Annotated in this window: 15 protein-coding genes, 2 tRNA genes and 1 pseudogene; 14 read left to right on the top strand and 4 right to left on the bottom strand. The window is 63.4% G+C overall.

The window, feature by feature from the left end; translation table 11 throughout:
* Positions 1-711: 711 nt before the first annotated feature.
* Positions 712-786, bottom strand: a tRNA-Thr gene (locus tag EOC93_RS00740).
* A gap of 214 nt (positions 787-1000) precedes the next feature.
* Here EOC93_RS00740 and EOC93_RS00735 point away from each other — a divergent pair.
* The 12 genes from EOC93_RS00735 to EOC93_RS00680 all read left to right on the top strand — a co-directional run bounded on the left by EOC93_RS00735 (position 1001) and on the right by EOC93_RS00680 (position 8450).
* Positions 1001-1189 (top strand): hypothetical protein, encoded by a 189-nt coding sequence (locus EOC93_RS00735; protein ID WP_095483509.1) that lies wholly within the window; start codon positions 1001-1003, stop codon positions 1187-1189.
* Between the two features lie 128 nt (positions 1190-1317).
* Positions 1318-2610, top strand: coding sequence for a UDP-N-acetylglucosamine 1-carboxyvinyltransferase (murA, locus tag EOC93_RS00730; protein ID WP_127203580.1), 1293 nt, complete (start codon positions 1318-1320; stop codon positions 2608-2610).
* A 91-nt stretch (positions 2611-2701) separates the two neighbouring features.
* Positions 2702-3133 (top strand): DUF2948 family protein, encoded by a 432-nt coding sequence (locus tag EOC93_RS00725; protein ID WP_095483507.1) that lies wholly within the window; start codon positions 2702-2704, stop codon positions 3131-3133.
* Positions 3134-3143: 10 nt separating this feature from the next.
* Positions 3144-4436, top strand: a complete 1293-nt coding sequence (hisD, locus tag EOC93_RS00720; RefSeq protein WP_127203579.1) for a histidinol dehydrogenase — start codon at positions 3144-3146, stop codon at positions 4434-4436.
* 6 nt (positions 4437-4442) lie between these two features.
* Entirely contained in the window at positions 4443-4928 is a 486-nt protein-coding gene (locus tag EOC93_RS00715) for a UPF0262 family protein (protein ID WP_126103672.1), read from the top strand.
* A gap of 1 nt (position 4929) precedes the next feature.
* Positions 4930-5394: a low molecular weight phosphatase family protein gene (locus EOC93_RS00710; protein WP_281032968.1), complete on the top strand. Its 465-nt coding sequence runs from the start codon at positions 4930-4932 to the stop codon at positions 5392-5394.
* A gap of 92 nt (positions 5395-5486) precedes the next feature.
* Positions 5487-5705, top strand: coding sequence for a translation initiation factor IF-1 (gene infA / locus EOC93_RS00705; protein ID WP_006200926.1), 219 nt, complete (start codon positions 5487-5489; stop codon positions 5703-5705).
* A 27-nt stretch (positions 5706-5732) separates the two neighbouring features.
* On the top strand, positions 5733-6359 hold the full coding sequence (locus EOC93_RS00700; RefSeq protein WP_126103674.1) for a Maf-like protein: 627 nt from the start codon (positions 5733-5735) through the stop codon (positions 6357-6359).
* A gap of 49 nt (positions 6360-6408) precedes the next feature.
* Positions 6409-6606 (top strand): DNA gyrase inhibitor YacG, encoded by a 198-nt coding sequence (yacG, locus tag EOC93_RS00695; protein ID WP_095483502.1) that lies wholly within the window; start codon positions 6409-6411, stop codon positions 6604-6606.
* 198 nt (positions 6607-6804) lie between these two features.
* Positions 6805-6880, top strand: a tRNA-Phe gene (locus EOC93_RS00690).
* 334 nt (positions 6881-7214) lie between these two features.
* Positions 7215-7751 (top strand): MgtC/SapB family protein, encoded by a 537-nt coding sequence (locus EOC93_RS00685; protein WP_095483501.1) that lies wholly within the window; start codon positions 7215-7217, stop codon positions 7749-7751.
* Positions 7752-8009: 258 nt separating this feature from the next.
* Positions 8010-8450: a hypothetical protein gene (locus tag EOC93_RS00680; protein WP_095483500.1), complete on the top strand. Its 441-nt coding sequence runs from the start codon at positions 8010-8012 to the stop codon at positions 8448-8450.
* Positions 8451-8996: 546 nt separating this feature from the next.
* Here the strand turns inward: EOC93_RS00680 and EOC93_RS00675 are convergent.
* The 3 genes and pseudogenes from EOC93_RS00675 to EOC93_RS00665 form a co-directional block, all read right to left on the bottom strand.
* On the bottom strand, positions 8997-9878 hold the full coding sequence (locus tag EOC93_RS00675; protein WP_127203578.1) for an alpha/beta hydrolase-fold protein: 882 nt from the start codon (positions 9876-9878) through the stop codon (positions 8997-8999).
* Between the two features lie 20 nt (positions 9879-9898).
* Positions 9899-11945 (bottom strand): annotated as a pseudogene (gene fhuB, locus EOC93_RS00670) (Fe(3+)-hydroxamate ABC transporter permease FhuB).
* Positions 11938-12813 (bottom strand): ABC transporter substrate-binding protein, encoded by an 876-nt coding sequence (locus EOC93_RS00665; protein WP_127203603.1) that lies wholly within the window; start codon positions 12811-12813, stop codon positions 11938-11940. Before EOC93_RS00665 ends, fhuB begins: the two are co-directional and overlap by 8 nt.
* A 229-nt stretch (positions 12814-13042) precedes the next feature.
* Here EOC93_RS00665 and EOC93_RS00660 point away from each other — a divergent pair, with 229 nt between their 5' ends.
* Together EOC93_RS00660 and EOC93_RS00655 are read left to right on the top strand one after the other, a co-directional pair.
* On the top strand, positions 13043-15202 hold the full coding sequence (locus EOC93_RS00660) for a TonB-dependent siderophore receptor (protein ID WP_164759001.1): 2160 nt from the start codon (positions 13043-13045) through the stop codon (positions 15200-15202).
* A gap of 247 nt (positions 15203-15449) precedes the next feature.
* Positions 15450-15794 (top strand): hypothetical protein, encoded by a 345-nt coding sequence (locus EOC93_RS00655; protein WP_164547040.1) that lies wholly within the window; start codon positions 15450-15452, stop codon positions 15792-15794.
* Positions 15795-15820: the final 26 nt, after the last annotated feature.

Here is a 15820-nt window from a genome sequence, read left to right as displayed (position 1 = left end):
TTATCTAAAACGGGGCGGAGCAATTCTTGTTCCGGTGGCGCGGCGCGAACCCGCTGCCACGGCATATCAACGCTGACGTTTGAGGTCGCGCCCGCTCAAGGCTTAGTTTCTTCCTGAGGAGGCGCGCTTGGGACTGGACAATCAGGATGCGGCCATTGTTCACACGGAGAGGGCTTGTCGCCAGCGTCGCCATAACGTTCCACGAGTTTTGCGAATCCGTAGGCGAAGGCGAAAAGCAGCACCAGGATAACCACTAATCGAGCGGCCATAGGGGATTGTAGCAGGATCCAGCTTAGGTTTGACCCAGCATCAGCTTGCGCTCGGCAGGCTGCCCGTCACTTTCTGCGAAACTTGTCTCGGTTCCGAAGGTCCCAAGCATAATAGTAGGCGGCCATAATGCAGGGCAGCCCGATACCAATCAACAAAAAGAAACCGATCCCACCGATCAGCGGCTCAAACAATTTGCCGATCGCCAAGAGCGCAAACAATCCGATTAAGACCACAACAGGCATCGCGTCTTTTAGCCGACGGGAGACACATCGTCACTCCTCGTCGACGGCTTGAATTTCCGCACGACTCGTAAATGCAACGGGGATAAAGTCCACGGAAAATCCACGGATACTGGTGCCGTGTTGCGCCTTCGTTCGCCTGCTGGTGCCGGAAAGAAGAAATGACCAGGCGAAGCACACTATTGAGAGTCTTCAGGAAAACTGGTGCTGCGAGAGAGGATTGAACTCTCGACCTCTCCCTTACCAAGGGAGTGCTCTACCACTGAGCTACCGCAGCCGCTGATGGCGGGGCTTCTGCCATATCGAACCGGCAAGCGCAAGGCCAAGCGCAAGTCATCTGTGAAAGCCCGCTCCGGCGGGTTTTCCGGACATGGCGGCGCCACAATGTTGGCTATCCCTTGAGAACGGATTGGCGAGATAAAAAGTATTAAAGCGTACTTTGTGCGTCCAGGCGGACGCACGTCGCTTTAAGCGTCAGCCGGGACGGAACCATGAACGACACGATAATTCCACCTGACAAAAGCGGTCCATCGAAAAAGACCGACCGCAAGACCCGGCTCGCGGAGCAATTGCGCGCCAATCTGCAGAAGCGCAAGGCGCAGTCGCGCTCGCGGCGCACTGGCGACGCCGACAAGCGGCCGGACGGGCTCGATGCCTTAAGGGAAACGCAAAAGGATTGACTATATCAACAGGCTGGGCCCAAGCCCGAAATCCTGTTTCTTGAACCAAGCCGGCCAATGGTCTAGACCGGCCACAACAGACTCAACCGATTGAAAACCGGCCTTTCGGCCGAGGGGACGTTTCTTCCATGGATCGCATCAGAATTGTCGGCGGCAACAGGCTTGCCGGAAGCATTCCGATCTCGGGCGCGAAAAATGCCGCGCTGCCGCTGATGATCGCCTCGCTTTTGACCGACGACACGCTGACCCTGGAAAACGTGCCGCACCTGGCCGATGTCGAGCAGCTTATCCGCATCCTCGGCAATCATGGCGTCGACTATTCGGTCAACGGCCGCCGCGAAAAGCAGCAAGAAGGCTATTCGCGCACCATCAATTTTTCCGCCCGCAACATTGTCGACACCACGGCACCCTACGAGCTGGTGTCGAAGATGCGCGCGTCTTTCTGGGTGATCGGGCCGCTGCTTGCCCGTATGGGCGAGGCCAAGGTCTCGCTGCCCGGCGGCTGCGCCATCGGCACGCGCCCAGTCGATCTTTTCCTGGAAGGCCTTCAGGTGCTTGGCGCCGATATCGACGTCGACACCGGCTATGTCATCGCCAAGACCAGGAATGGCCGTCTTGTCGGCAACCGCTACGTCTTCCCGAAAGTATCGGTCGGTGCCACCCATGTGCTGATGATGGCGGCTTCGCTGGCCAAAGGCGAGACGGTGCTCGAAAACGCCGCCCGCGAGCCCGAGATCGTCAACCTCGCCGATTGCCTCAACGCCATGGGCGCCAGGATTTCCGGCGCCGGCACCGCGACCATCACCATCGACGGCGTTGAAGCGCTGTCGGGTGCGCGCGTCCGGGTGATACCCGACCGCATCGAGACCGGCACCTATGCGATGGCCGTCGCGATGACCGGCGGCGACGTCGTGCTCGAAGGCGCGCGCGCGGACCTGCTGCAGACCGCGCTCGACGTGATTTCCCAGACGGGTGCCGAGATCACGCAGACCAATTCCGGCATCCGCGTCAGGCGCAACGGCGCCGGCATTGCGCCGGTCGACGTGGCGACGGCGCCCTTCCCGGCGTTCCCGACCGATTTGCAGGCGCAGTTCATGGGCCTGATGACCATGGCCAAGGGCAAATCGCGCATCACCGAGACGATCTTCGAGAACCGCTTCATGCACGTGCAGGAGCTTGCCCGGCTCGGCGCCCACATCACGCTTTCCGGCCAGACGGCGATCGTCGACGGCGTCTCGAAGCTGAAGGGCGCCCCGGTCATGGCGACCGACCTCCGCGCCTCGGTGTCGCTGGTCATCGCCGGCCTGGCGGCCGAAGGCGAGACCACGGTCAACCGCGTCTACCATCTCGACCGCGGCTTCGAGCGGCTGGAAGAAAAGCTGTCCGGCTGCGGCGCGGTGATCGAGCGGATTTCCGGCTAGGCGATTTCGCAAGGTTTGCGGCGCGGTTGCGCGGACCGAAAAGACCGCCTAACAGAAGGTTGAATTGTCAACTTTCAGGTGTGAAATCCGCATGGCTCTCAAGCTTGTCGCGCTCGACGATCAGGATCTGAGCATCGTCTCGGCCCATGTCCAGGACGCGGTGCTGAAGGTCGGCGACCTCGAATACATGCCGGCGGCCAAGCGCTTCGTGGTGACCATGAACCGCTTCGTCTGGGAGGCGAAATCGGGCCTGTTCCGCCAGCACAATGAGCGGCGGCAAAGTGTGCTGCATTTCGACCGGGTGCTGGGCGCCAAGACCAGCGGCATTGCCCGCGACAAGCCCGATGAGGTGCTGTCGCTGCTGGCGATCAGCTTTCTCGCCCTCGACAAGCCGGCCGGCATTGTCGAGCTGATCTTTTCAGGCGGTGGCGCGATCATGCTCGATGTCGAGTGCATCGAGGCGCGGCTCGCCGACATCGGCGGTGCCTGGGAAGCGACCTCGCGCCCCTTCCACAGAGCCTGAGCAGCGCAAGATGGCCATCACCCTTCGCCTGTCCGATGCCGATTTCGAGCAGCGTTTTGCCGCGTTCCTTTTGACCAAGCGGGAAGTCTCGGCTGATGTCGATGCCGTGGTGCGCGAGATCATCGCACGAGTGCGCGCCGAGGGCGACGCGGCGCTGGTCGACTACACGCAAAAATTCGGCGGCGGCGACCTGATCAAGCTCGGCATTGCCGTCTCCGAGGATGACATTGCCAAGGCGTACGACGCAGCGGATCCGCAGACGATCGAAGCGCTGAAATTCGCGCGCGAGCGCATCCGCGCCCATCACCAGCGGCAACTGCCGCAGGATGACCGCTATACGGACGCCGCCGGCGTCGAGCTCGGCTCGCGCTGGACGGCGGTCGAAGCGGTCGGGCTCTATGTGCCGGGCGGCACGGCGAGCTACCCGAGCTCGGTGCTGATGAACGCCATCCCAGCCAAGGTCGCCGGCGTCGAGCGCATCGCCATGGTTGTGCCTGCCTCCGGCGGCGGGGTGCCGCCGCTGGTGCTGGTGGCCGCCGACCTCGCCGGCGTCTCCGAAATCTACCGCGTCGGCGGCGCGCAGGCGATCGCGGCGCTGGCCTATGGCACCGAGACGATAAAGCCGGTCGCCAAGATCGTCGGCCCCGGCAATGCCTATGTCGCCGCGGCCAAGCGCCAGGTCTTCGGCACGGTCGGCATCGACATGATCGCCGGGCCTTCGGAAGTGCTTGTCGTGGCCGACGGCAGCAACGATCCGGACTGGATCGCCGCCGACCTGCTTGCCCAGGCCGAGCATGACGTGTCGGCGCAGTCGATCCTGATCACCGACGATCCCGCCTTTGGCGCGGCGGTCGAACAGGCGGTCGAGCGCCAGTTGAAAAGCCTGCCGCGCGCCGAGACGGCGGCGGCGAGCTGGCGCGATTTCGGCGCCATCATCCTCGTTCCCCAAATCGAGGCAGCACTGCCGCTGGTCGACCGCATCGCGGCCGAACATGTCGAGCTTGCGATCGACGAGCCGGAAGCCTTCCTGGCGCGGATGCGCAATGCAGGTGCTGTTTTTCTCGGCCGCCACACGCCGGAAGCGATTGGCGACTATGTCGGCGGCTCCAACCACGTGCTGCCGACGGCGCGCTCGGCGCGCTTCTCATCCGGGCTGTCGGTGCTCGATTTTGTCAAGCGCACCTCGATCCTGAAGCTCGGGCCGGAGCAGTTGCGGGCGCTGGCGCCGGCGGCCATCGCGCTGGCCAAGGCGGAAGGCCTCGACGCGCATGGACGCTCCGTCGCCATACGGCTGAACATGTAGACTGACATGTCCGACTACGATCGAACCCATGGCAGGCTGATCGATGTCGAACTCGACGAATCGATCGGCCGTTCGACGCCCGATGTCGAGCATGAGCGGGCGGTGGCGATCTTCGACCTCATCGAGGAGAACCGCTTCCAGCCGGTCAATGACGACGGCGCCGGGCCTTACCGGCTAAAACTGTCGCTGGCCGAATCCCGCCTGGTCTTCGCGGTGACGCGCGAGGACGGCACGGCGGTCGTCACCCACATCCTGTCGCTGACGCCGCTCAGGCGCATCGTCAAGGACTATTACATGATTTGCGAAAGCTACTACGACGCCATCCGCACCTCGACCCCCAGCCAGATCGAGGCGATCGACATGGGCCGGCGCGGCCTGCACAACGATGGCTCGCAGACTTTGATGGACCGGCTGGCCGGCAAGATCGATATCGATTTCGACACGGCGCGCCGGCTGTTCACGCTGGTCTGCGTGCTGCACTGGCGAGGCTGAACTGCCAGCCCCTCTGCCCCGCTCGATCCTGCCCCGCTCGATCCTGTTTGTCTGCGGCATGAACGCCGTGCGCTCGCCGATGGCCGAGATGCTGGCGCGCCAAATGCTTCCGGCGACCACTTTCGTGGCGTCGGCCGGGGTGCGCGGCGGCGAACGCGACCCATTCGTCGACGCCGTGCTGGCCGAGGACGGGCTTTCGCTGGGTGGACGACACCCGAGGACACTGGACGATCTTGAGGACGACTATTTCGACCTGATCGTCACGCTGTCGCCGGAGGCGCATCACACCGCGCTCGAGCTTACCCGCTCGCTTGCCGTCGACGTCGAATACTGGCCGATGCCGGACCCGACCGGCGTGGGCGGCACGCGTGAGCAGATCATGGCCGCCTATCGTGAAGTGCGCGAACGGCTAAAGGCGCGGATCGGCGGCCGTTTTCTGGCGCCGGAAGCAAAAAAACCGCGCTGATTAAGCATGTTCACAAGCGCACGATTATCATATAGGTTCCGCCCAAATTCCGGCCGGGGCGCTGGGAATCCCCATCCAAGCAAAGGTATCGAATGCCGAAGGAAGAAGTCCTCGAGTTTCCGGGTGTCGTCACGGAATTGTTGCCCAACGCGATGTTCAGGGTGAAGCTCGAAAACGAACACGAGATCATCGCCCACACGGCCGGCCGCATGCGCAAGAACCGCATCCGCGTGCTGACCGGCGACAAGGTCCTGGTCGAGATGACACCATACGACCTGACCAAGGGCCGCATCACCTACCGTTTCAAGTAAGATCGTCAGAGTTCGGCCGGGATCGCGATGAGCATTTTGCAGAAGCTCGTGCTTGCCTCGGGTTCGCCGCGCCGGATCGAGCTGTTGCAGCAGGCCGGCATCGAGCCGGATCGCGTGCTGCCGGCCGGTGTCGACGAGACGCCGCTGCGCGCCGAGCATCCGCGCTCGCTGGCCAAGCGCCTGTCGAAGGAAAAGGCCGAGAAGGCGCTGGGCTCACTGCAGACGGAAGAGGACTATGCGCCCAGCTTCGTGCTGGCCGCCGACACGGTGGTCGCCGTCGGCCGGCGCATCCTGCCCAAGGCCGAAACGTTCGACGACGTCGCCAATTGCCTCGGGCTGCTGTCCGGCCGTTCGCACCGGGTCTATTCCGGCATCTGCCTGATCACGCCGGCCGGCAAGCTGCGCCAGCGGCTGGTCGAGACCAGGGTGCGTTTCAAGCGGTTGCCGCGCGCCGAGATCGACGCCTATGTGGCCTCGGGAGAATGGCGAGGCAAGGCCGGCGGCTATGCCGTCCAGGGGCTGGCCGGCGCCTTCGTCGTCAAGCTTGTCGGCTCCTACACCAACGTCGTCGGCCTGCCGCTCTATGAGACGGTGGCGCTTCTGACTGGCGAGGGGTTCAAGGTGCACGCCAACTGGCAGTCAGTTCGGCCATGAGTTTCGGGGTGGCCATGAGTTTCGGAGCGGCTATAAGTTCGGGGCGGCCATGAGCTCGGACGACAAAGTCACGCCGCTGCGCCCCAAGCGGCCATGCCCCGAATGCGGCAAGCCGTCGGCGCGCGAGACCTATCCATTCTGCTCGACACGCTGCAAGGACATCGACCTCAACCGCTGGCTCAAGGGCGCCTACGTCATTTCGGCCCGCGACGACGAGGACGAAACGGACGGTGACCCTCCCAAATGAGGCCCGTTCAGAGCAGTCCGCTGGTCCCGACCGTGGCCCATGAATCAGCCTGTCGAACAACTGCTGGTCTCCCGCTCGAAATCAACGCTTAAGCGCTGGACAGGCCGGATTCCCGTGCTATAACCCACGCGCTTTCAAGGGGCGCCTGCGGCGCTTTCAAGAAATCCGGTGTGCAACACTGCCCGCGTGCCGGAACAGGCCCAGATAGCTCAGTTGGTAGAGCAGCGGACTGAAAATCCGCGTGTCGGTGGTTCGAATCCGCCTCTGGGCACCAATTTTTCCCAAATAAATTCAGAAACTTATGAAAAAGCTGTGGTTCGGGATGAACTTCGAGCAGCGTGACTTTGATCTCCGGCTTGCACCGGCTGCAATCGAACTCCAGCTTTAGCGGACCGAACCCGCCGCCATACACCATCGTCAGGTCGGCCGAACGGCAATAGCGGACATTGCCGCAACTGCATTCCGCCTTGATGAGCATATTGTGCCGGGCCTTTCCCAGCGTGTCGATCGGATCGTGCGCCATAAGGTGGAGGCCGGCGCTCCCTCCGGCAAACCTTGGGGAACCTGGCCGGTCCGAGCACGTTGTGTCCGGTCAGCCCGGGTTACTCATGCAACAACTCCTCCAAGAATTCGGCCATCCGACATACGTCCCGTTTCCGGTTATTGCGGCCAGGCTTCTACTGGCGTCGATCTTCGGTGCTGCGATCGGTTTCGAACGCGAATGGCGAAATCGGCCTGCTGGCCTTCGCACCCATATCCTGATCTGCGTGGCAGCGGCTACTTTCGGTATTCTGACGATTGAAATCGTTCACGCGCCGATGTTTCTGCAGGAATCGGTGAAGGTGGATCCGATTCGTGTTGTCGAAGCGGTTACCGCTGGCGTCGCGTTCCTTGCCGCCGGATCGATTTTGTTTTCGAGAGGCGAGATCCACGGGCTGACGACCGGTGCAGGCATGTGGCTGTCCGGCGCAATTGGCGTGGCGTGCGGGCTCGGTCTGTGGCAGGTGGCGGCCCTCGGCACGCTTTTGGTGCTTGTCGTGGCAGGCCTTCTTTATAGTTTGGCAGCCAAGTCCGGGATTGGCGAGAGCACCGAACAAGGAAAGCCCATGTCGGAAGAAGATAAGTCCAAGCGGCGCAAAGGCTGAGGGCAACGCCCCGCGTGCAAAGGACGAACCGCGGCGTGCGTGACGGATCCCAAGCTGGCCCCTGGCGCGTCATATCCCTCGCTGCCTGGAGAAATTTGACCCCGGAGGTGGTTCGATTCCACCTCAGGGCACCATTTTCCAACACAGCCGGCCTCGCCCGACGAAACATCTTTGCTCGCTTTGGGCCGATGACGGATTTGATTTGCTTGGTGATCCCCTATCCTTAGGGCAAACTACCTCTGGGCTCTAGGAGGAGAAATGAGAGCACGCGCAGCAACGGTTGGAGATCTGGAAGCTCTTTTCCGTGATCTGTCCAAGCGGATATCGGACGAGTACGCCGCGGCCGGCAAGGACAGCAAGATCGCGTACGACAATCTGATGATGAATTTGAAAGAGGGCCGTGCTCATGCGCTTGTCCAGGGTGAAAAGACCGTGGCGATCATCGCGTGGCACGAGCATAGCGACGCCGCCGATACGCTATTCGCCGCACAGGAGGATTTCTTCAGCGCCGCAACGGTTCGCTTCTGTAAGCGGCACATTCGCCATATCCAGGCGCTCGCCGGTAACCTCCCCATTCACTCGCGCAGCTGGCTCCAGAGACCGGATGTCGCAAAATGGTTTCGAATAATCGGCTATGTCGAGCGAGGCCAGGAGAATGGCGCCAACCTGTTCGAACTACCGCCGGCTCGCGCCGAATAACAAACGCTACCTTGGAGATCCGGTGGCGACGCGCTCACAGCGGCGCGCGGATGGTTGAATCCAACTGAAGTGTGATTTTGCAATTCGCAGCTGTTGCCTTAGCCGAAAAGGCCCGCCGCTCCATTTGCGAAGCGGCGAGGCCCCATACTCGGGGACGATGCCGGGGTGTTACCCGGCATTGCCTACGGTGCAATTCAGGTGCCAGACATGTTGACCCATAATGGGTCACCGCATCCGGGAAGCGCGAACGACCTTCCGCGATCACACCACTGCCATCGCTTGCCACGCCTGCTATATTCCCTTGCGGTGGACCTGATTTCCGCCTGGCCGGCGCCCATCAGGCAAACCTACCCCAACGCCCCCCCAAGTGGCGCCGGCCAATCTTCGCCACCGACATCTCCAGCAAGCCCTGCGAGGGCGAGACTTGCGCGCCACCGTCGCCAGGCCCGATAGTCACCTCGAGCGGACCTCATATCGGGCACACACGGATCTGCGATCGGAAGAGGCGCCCTCGGCGCCGCGTTGGCGCGCCCCGAGCACCTGCGTTTAGGGACGATGCACCGCGAATGCCGCCTGAACGGCACGGTTGACCGTGACCGGCAGGATGGACATGTGGTTTTCGCCGGCATGCAGTTCGAAACCGGCGCTCAGGCCAGGGATCGTGCCGAGACGCTCCGCCATCTGCCGCGCGAATTCGTCGGTGCGCGTCAGCTTCTTGTGCTCCAGGCGCTTTGCCTCATCCGCAGCACCGATCTGGAACGGCGCCAGCTTTTCCGTCTCGTATTCGCCGGCCGACAGCATCACCTGCGTCATCAAGCCATCCGGCACGGCGGCTTCGAACGCCTGGAGAAAGCGGTCGATGAGGCGATCCTCCCAATAGATGGCCGGGCTGGCAGCAATCCAGGTCTGGAAGGCGAGAGGGCGAGTGAACAGGGCATAGAGCGCGAACAGCCCGCCAAAGGAGTGGCCGTAAAGCGCCTGCCGGCTGCTGTCGATCCTGGTGCGGTTCGCCACCCACGGCTTCAATTCGTCCTCGATGAAGGCAAGGAATTCTTCCGCCCCGCCGGTCCTGACCTCGGGGCCACCATCATGGAACGGCGGATAGGTATTGCCCGGCGGCGGTCCGAGATCCCATGACCGCCTGAGCGGGTCGTAGGCGCCCGCCACGGGATAGCCGATGGCGACGATGATCCCCTCCTCGACATTGGTGCCGAGCGGGTAACCCGCCGGGGCGCGCATGGCATCGACGGCGGTGCCGATCACGGCGTTGCCGTCGGTCATGTAGAGCACTGGCCAGCCAGCCTGCGGCTCTGGCTTTGCCGGCACATGCAGGAATATCCGGTAGGGATCACCGCCATGCGCGGGAGCCAGATCGTGGACTGTGGTGTCGGCGATCAATGCGGGTGTCGAAATCGGTCGTTCGGACATGGGTGCCTCTTGCGTCGGGATCAGCGGCGGCGCAGCAACCACATCAGCACCGGGCCGCCGATCAGCGTGGCGACGAGCCCGGCCGGAACCTGGCGCGGGAAGATGACGGTGCGGCCGATCCAGTCGGCGGCGACCATGATCAAAGCCCCAACCAGCACCGCGCCGGCGGCTTGCGGCAGCGCACGGGCGAGCCCAAGGCGGCGGGTGAGATGCGGCGCTATCAGGCCGATGAAGGTCAGCGGGCCGACGATCAGCGTCGATGCGGCGGTGAGAGCAGCAACCATCAGCAGTACGAGAAGCCGGGTCTTGGGCACATCGACGCCAAGCGACTGGACGGCGGAGGACCCGAGCGGCAGCATCTCCAGCCAGCGCAGGAAAAGCGGCGCGAGCAGCAACAGGCAAAAAGCGATGGCGCCGGTCAGAAGCGCGGCACCGGCATCGACGCCATAGGTCGAGCCGGTAAGCCAGTTGAGGAGCTTCACGGCGCGCGGGTCGCCGGTGGCGGTCAGCACGAGGATCAGCGCATCGAACAGCGCCGTCAGGGCCACGCCGGCCAACAGCAGGCGCTCCGGCGCATAGGCGGCGCGTCGCCCCATCGCCAGCGTCACCAGCAGAGCGGCGAAGGCGCCGACGGTCGCCGCCGCGGTCTGGGCCGGGCGGCCTGCATCGGCGAGCGAAAACAGCGCCACCATCATGCCGAGCGCCGCACCGGCGCTGATGCCGAGCACCTCGGGACTGGCCATCGGATTGCCGGTCAGCCGCTGCATCATCAGCCCGGCAAGCGCCAGCATAGCGCCGGCTGCCAGCGCGGCGGACACGCGGGGCCAGCGCCACGACAACAAGGGCTGCAACTGGTCGCCGAAGGCGAACGTCCAACCGTCCGGCCCCGGTCCATAGAGCAAGGCCAGCCCAAGCAACAGAAGCAGGGACAGGCCAATCGTCGCCAGCACTAGGCCGGGCCGGCCTGTTCTGGGCAGGCGCTCCTCGGTGAGCGCCGGAATCTCCAGGCCAAGCGCCAGGCGTGGCAGCAGCCACAGCAGCAGCGGTGCGCCGAGAAGGGCTGTGATCGCGCCGGTCGGCAGCAGGTCGCCCTGCGCCCCGGTCGCCAATTGCACCGCCTGGTCGGCGGCCCACAGAAGCGCTGCACCTATGAGCGGCGCCATGACCAGCCGCTGGCTCAGCCGGCGCGCACCGCCGATGCGGGCAAGGGACGCCGCCGCCAGGCCGACGAAGCCGACCACGCCGACGGCAGCGACGACGAAAGCGATGAGTGCGACGGAAGCAGCCAGCCCAGCGAAACGATACACGCCAAGCGGAACGCCGAGGCTGCGCGCGCCTTCATCGTCGAGGCCAAGCAGGGTGAGCGGCCGCACCATGAGGCCGATCGCCAAAGCCGCAGCGCCGATGCGCGGCAACAGCCAAAGCGTCGTCGTCCAGTCTTGCTGGCCGAGCGAACCGGCGCCCCAGATAAACAGGCTGGTCAGCCATTCGTGCCGCAGCACGATGAGGGCTGCTCCAACCGCGCCGGCATAGAGACTGACGACCAGCCCTGCCAGCACGACGGAAAGCGGCGACAGGCCCTTATGCCAGGACAGGGCAAAGACGGCCGATATGGCGACAAAAGCGCCGGCAAGCCCCACCCATTCGCGGCCATAGGCAAGCAGGGAGGGTGCCAGAAGCGTCGCCAAGGCCAGAGCCAGATAGGCGCCGGGCCGAGACGCCGACGGTTTCCGGCGAGGCCAGCGGGTTGCGCAAGACCTGCTGCAGAACGGTTCCGGCTAGGCCAAGGGCGGCACCGCACAAAAGGCTGACCGCAAGCCTGGGCAGAAAGGCATAATGGACGAGAACCTGCCGCATGTCCTCGATATCGGGAGCGGTGAGCGTTTGCAGCCAAAGTGCCCAAGGCAGCTGCACGGTGAGATTGGAGATAGTTGCCGCAACCGCTGCCGCCGACAGCACCGCACAGAGCAGGATCGCGGCCACCGGCTGTTTGCCCAACATGCGGCGCGACCCTCTCCGGCCAGCCAGTCTGCCGTCTTCCGCCAAGGCTGCTGCGTCCTTAGCCACGGGCAGCTTCCCCAGTCATCGCCTTGGCCAGGACGCGGGCAAAACGGGTGGCGGACGGCAGCGCGCCGAACATCAGGACGGCGGGAAGACGCATGATCGAGCGGTTGCGCACGAAGGGCATCGCATTCCAGACCGGGCTTTCGGTCAGCGTGCCGCCGGCGCCCTCGGGCAAGGGTTCGAGATAGGCAAGGCGCGCGTCGCTCGACGTCGCCAGGCCGTCGATGCCGACGGTCGAAAACCCCCAATAATTGGTCTGGCCCGCCCAGGCATTGCGCAGTCCGATACGGTCGAACACCTCTTGAAACAGGCTTTTCCTGCCGTAGACGCGCACATTGCGCGGATCCAAGAAGCTGACGACATAGATCGGCCGCGCCGAAAGCGGCGCCAGTTCCCGGCGAACCTCTGAAAAATACGCATCCGTCGCCGCGATCAGCGCTTCACCTTCCCTTTCCTTGGCGACAAGCCTGGCCAGTTGGCGGGTTGCCTCGACGGCGCGCTGATAGGGCTGTCCCGCTTCGGTATAGAGCCCAATCGTCGTCACCGGCGCCACGCGTTCGAGCAGCGGCTTGATGCCGTCGAGATACGGCATGGACAGGATGATGTCCGGGGCAAGCTGCTGCAGCAGTTCGAGATTCGGTTCCAGCAATGTGCCGACATCGGCGATCTCCGGCGGCAGCGGCGGTTCGACCACCCAGTTCTCCCAGACATCGCGACCGGCAATGGCCACCGGATTAACGCCGAGCGTGAGCAAGGTCTCGGCGAGCCCGTCATCCAGGCAGACGATGCGCAGCGGTTTCGCCTCGACCGTCGAGGGCGCAACGCCGGCGAAGGGCAGCGCGAAAAGCCCGAGCGCCGCGCGCCGGGTCATTCGGTTGCGAGGGCGGATGGCCGTCTGGATGTGACGCTCAAGCACGGTCCCTGGTCTCTCCCTTCAAACGCGGTGTGGGCATTTCCGGAATTTGGCTGCCGGCGGTCGATACCGGTTGACTATGAAACATGACTTTATAGTCAACATTGAAGATGACTAAAAGAGTCAACATTTATTGTGCCGGCCGAATCGATGCCGCGCGCTTCGCAGACAGTGAGGGATGATCGAGATGGGGTTGAGCGCATATCGTGCGGCAGGTCGGCGAAACAGTATTCCAAGCCAAGGCGCCCTGATCGCTGCGACATGCCTCTCGACCCTGCTCTGCACCCAGGCCTTCGCGCAGGAAAATACGGTCGAGCTCAACCCGATCAATATCGAGGGACAGACCGACAGCCCGATCGGCCCGGATGACGGCTATATCGCCAAGAACACCACCACCGGCTCGAAGACCGACACGCCGCTGAGGGAAATTCCGCAGTCGGTGTCGGTGGTGACCCGCAAGCAGCTCGACGACCGCCAGCCCGGGCAGCTTGAGGACGCGCTATCCTATCTTGCCGGCGTCACCACCTCGCCTTGGGGCGTCGACAACCGCTTCGACCAGTGCCTGATCCGCGGTTTCGACCTCTGCACCTCGGCGATCTACCGCGACGGGCTGCCACAGAAGGTGATCGACTTCTCCGGCTTCAAGATCGAGCCCTACGGGCTGGAGCGCGTCGAAGTGCTAAAGGGGCCGTCATCAGTCCTCTATGGCGAGAACGAAGCCGGCGGCATGGTCAACGCCATCAGCAAGCGGCCGACGGACACGCCGATCTATGACGGCTTCCTCAGCTATGGCAGCTTCGACACGGTCGAGGCCGGGCTCGACATCGGCGGGCCGGTCGACGACGCCGGCGTGTGGTCCTACCGGCTGACCGGGCTGGTGCGCAACGGCGCGATCGAAACCGACTATTCGCGCAACGACCGCATCTTCGTCGCACCGGCGCTGACATGGCAGCCGGACGCGCAGACCTCGCTCACCATCCTCGCCAACTACCAGTGGGACAGGCTGGCGCCCGGTCAGTTCCTTCCCGTGGGCTACGGCCTGCCGCGCAGCTTCTTCACCGGCTCGCCTGACTTCGACCGCTTCGACGCCAACCACGGCTCGATCGGCTACCAGTTCAGTCACGAGTTCGACGACCATTGGACGGTGCGGCAGAACCTGCGCTACTCCCAGCAGGATACCGACTACCGGCAACTCTATTTTGGAGACTGGCTCGGCGGCCCGGCGATGATCGACGACCACACGATGGCGCGCACCCTGTTCACGGTGGACGAGACGGCACGGCTGTTCAGCGTCGACAACCAGGCCGAATACAAGGCTGACTTCGGGCTGGTCGAAAACAAGCTGCTGTTCGGTCTCGATTACAACAGGCAGTCCGTCGATGGTATAAACCACTATGGGCAAGGGCCAGTCCTCGACATCCTGAACCCGGATTACTCGATCCCGATCACGCCACCCCCCGGCATCCTTGTGGATCGCGTGGAGACGATCGGACAGGTCGGCCTCTATGCGCAGAACCAGTCCAGGATCGCCGACCACTGGGTGCTGACTTTCGGCGGCCGACAGGCCTGGATCGACCACACCAATGAGGACCGCAGCGGCAACGGGGGCAGCTACGACCAGAACGACCATGCCTTCACCGGCAATGCCGGCGTCGGTTATCTTTTCGACAATGGCCTGACGCCCTATGCCAGTTATGCCGAATCCTTCACCACCAATATCGGCCAGTCCCAGTCCGGAGACGCGTTCCAGCCTTCGTTGGGAAAGCAATACGAAGTCGGCGTGAAGTACGAACCGAGCTTCTTCCCCGGTTTCATCACTGCTTCGCTGTTCGACCTGCGCAAGACCAATGTCGTGACCTCCATCGGTCAGTTTCAAGTTCAAACCGGAGAAGTCCGGCATCGCGGCCTCGAGATCGAGGCCAATGCCGACCTCGCGTCCGGCCTGAGCATGACTGCGGCCTACACCTATCTCGACGCCGAGATAACCAAGGATGCCCCCGCCGTCGTCGGCAACCGCCCGTCGCTGGTGCCTGAACATCAGGCGTCGCTGTGGGCCAATTACGAGGTCGGCAACGGTATGCTTGAGGGCTTGAGCGTCGGCGCCGGCGTGCGTTACATCGGCGCAAGCTTCGGCGACAACGCGAACGCAACCAACGTGCCCGGCCACACGCTGGTCGATGCGGCACTGCGCTACCAGAAGAACGGCTGGCAGGCCGCGATCAATGTCTCCAACCTGTTCGACAAGACCTACTACTCGACTTGCTATAGGGCCGGCAGCAATGAAGACCTCAGCTGCATCTATGGCGAAGGCCGCGTCATCAAGGGCAGCCTCAGCATGAGGTTCTAGGGGCAGCGGCGGCGGCCTCCAGCATCATTTTTCCTCCATGAACGCATTGCATGCTGAAACGGCTCCGACCTGCGATTCCAGCCGGGCAGATCGCCTGGAACGGCAGGACGACCCGACATAAATCCAAAAAACCGGTAGCAAGCCGCCGCCAGAAAGTGTTGAAGACCGTGCCGATCGTATTCCACGCGGCGCGATCCAGTTGCGCTCGGCAAGGCTTGATGATTTGTTGCCGCTTCAAGGAGAATGAATGATGCGCGAGCCTGTCGGTCAAGACGAATATGGGTCGGCCAACCCCTTCGACCCGGACGACCTGTCGACGTTGAACGCAATGGGTCCGGGTGTGGCCAGCAACGATTTCGAGAAATACGCGGTCGCCGTGATCATCGTGTTCGGCGCCCTTATCATCGGTGGGCTGATGGCCGCATCCCTGGCCTTGGGGCACCGCAACGGCTTCCTGTACGCGCTTGGCGGCGCCACCGCGGCGTGGATATCCGGAAATGCGCTTCTGCTCGATCGGCCGCGTATCTATGCCTTGTTCGTCGGCGTGGCGGCGGTGATGCTGATTGCGTCCACCGTCACCTTGGTCATCTGACGGGTCTGCCGATATTCAGGTGATGC

Source organism: Mesorhizobium sp. M6A.T.Ce.TU.002.03.1.1 (assembly GCF_003997275.1).
GTDB classification, from domain to species: Bacteria; Pseudomonadota; Alphaproteobacteria; order Rhizobiales; family Rhizobiaceae; genus Mesorhizobium; species Mesorhizobium mediterraneum.
The sequence above is the reverse complement of the archived record's forward strand: the minus strand, read 5'-3'. Positions and strand labels throughout refer to the sequence as shown.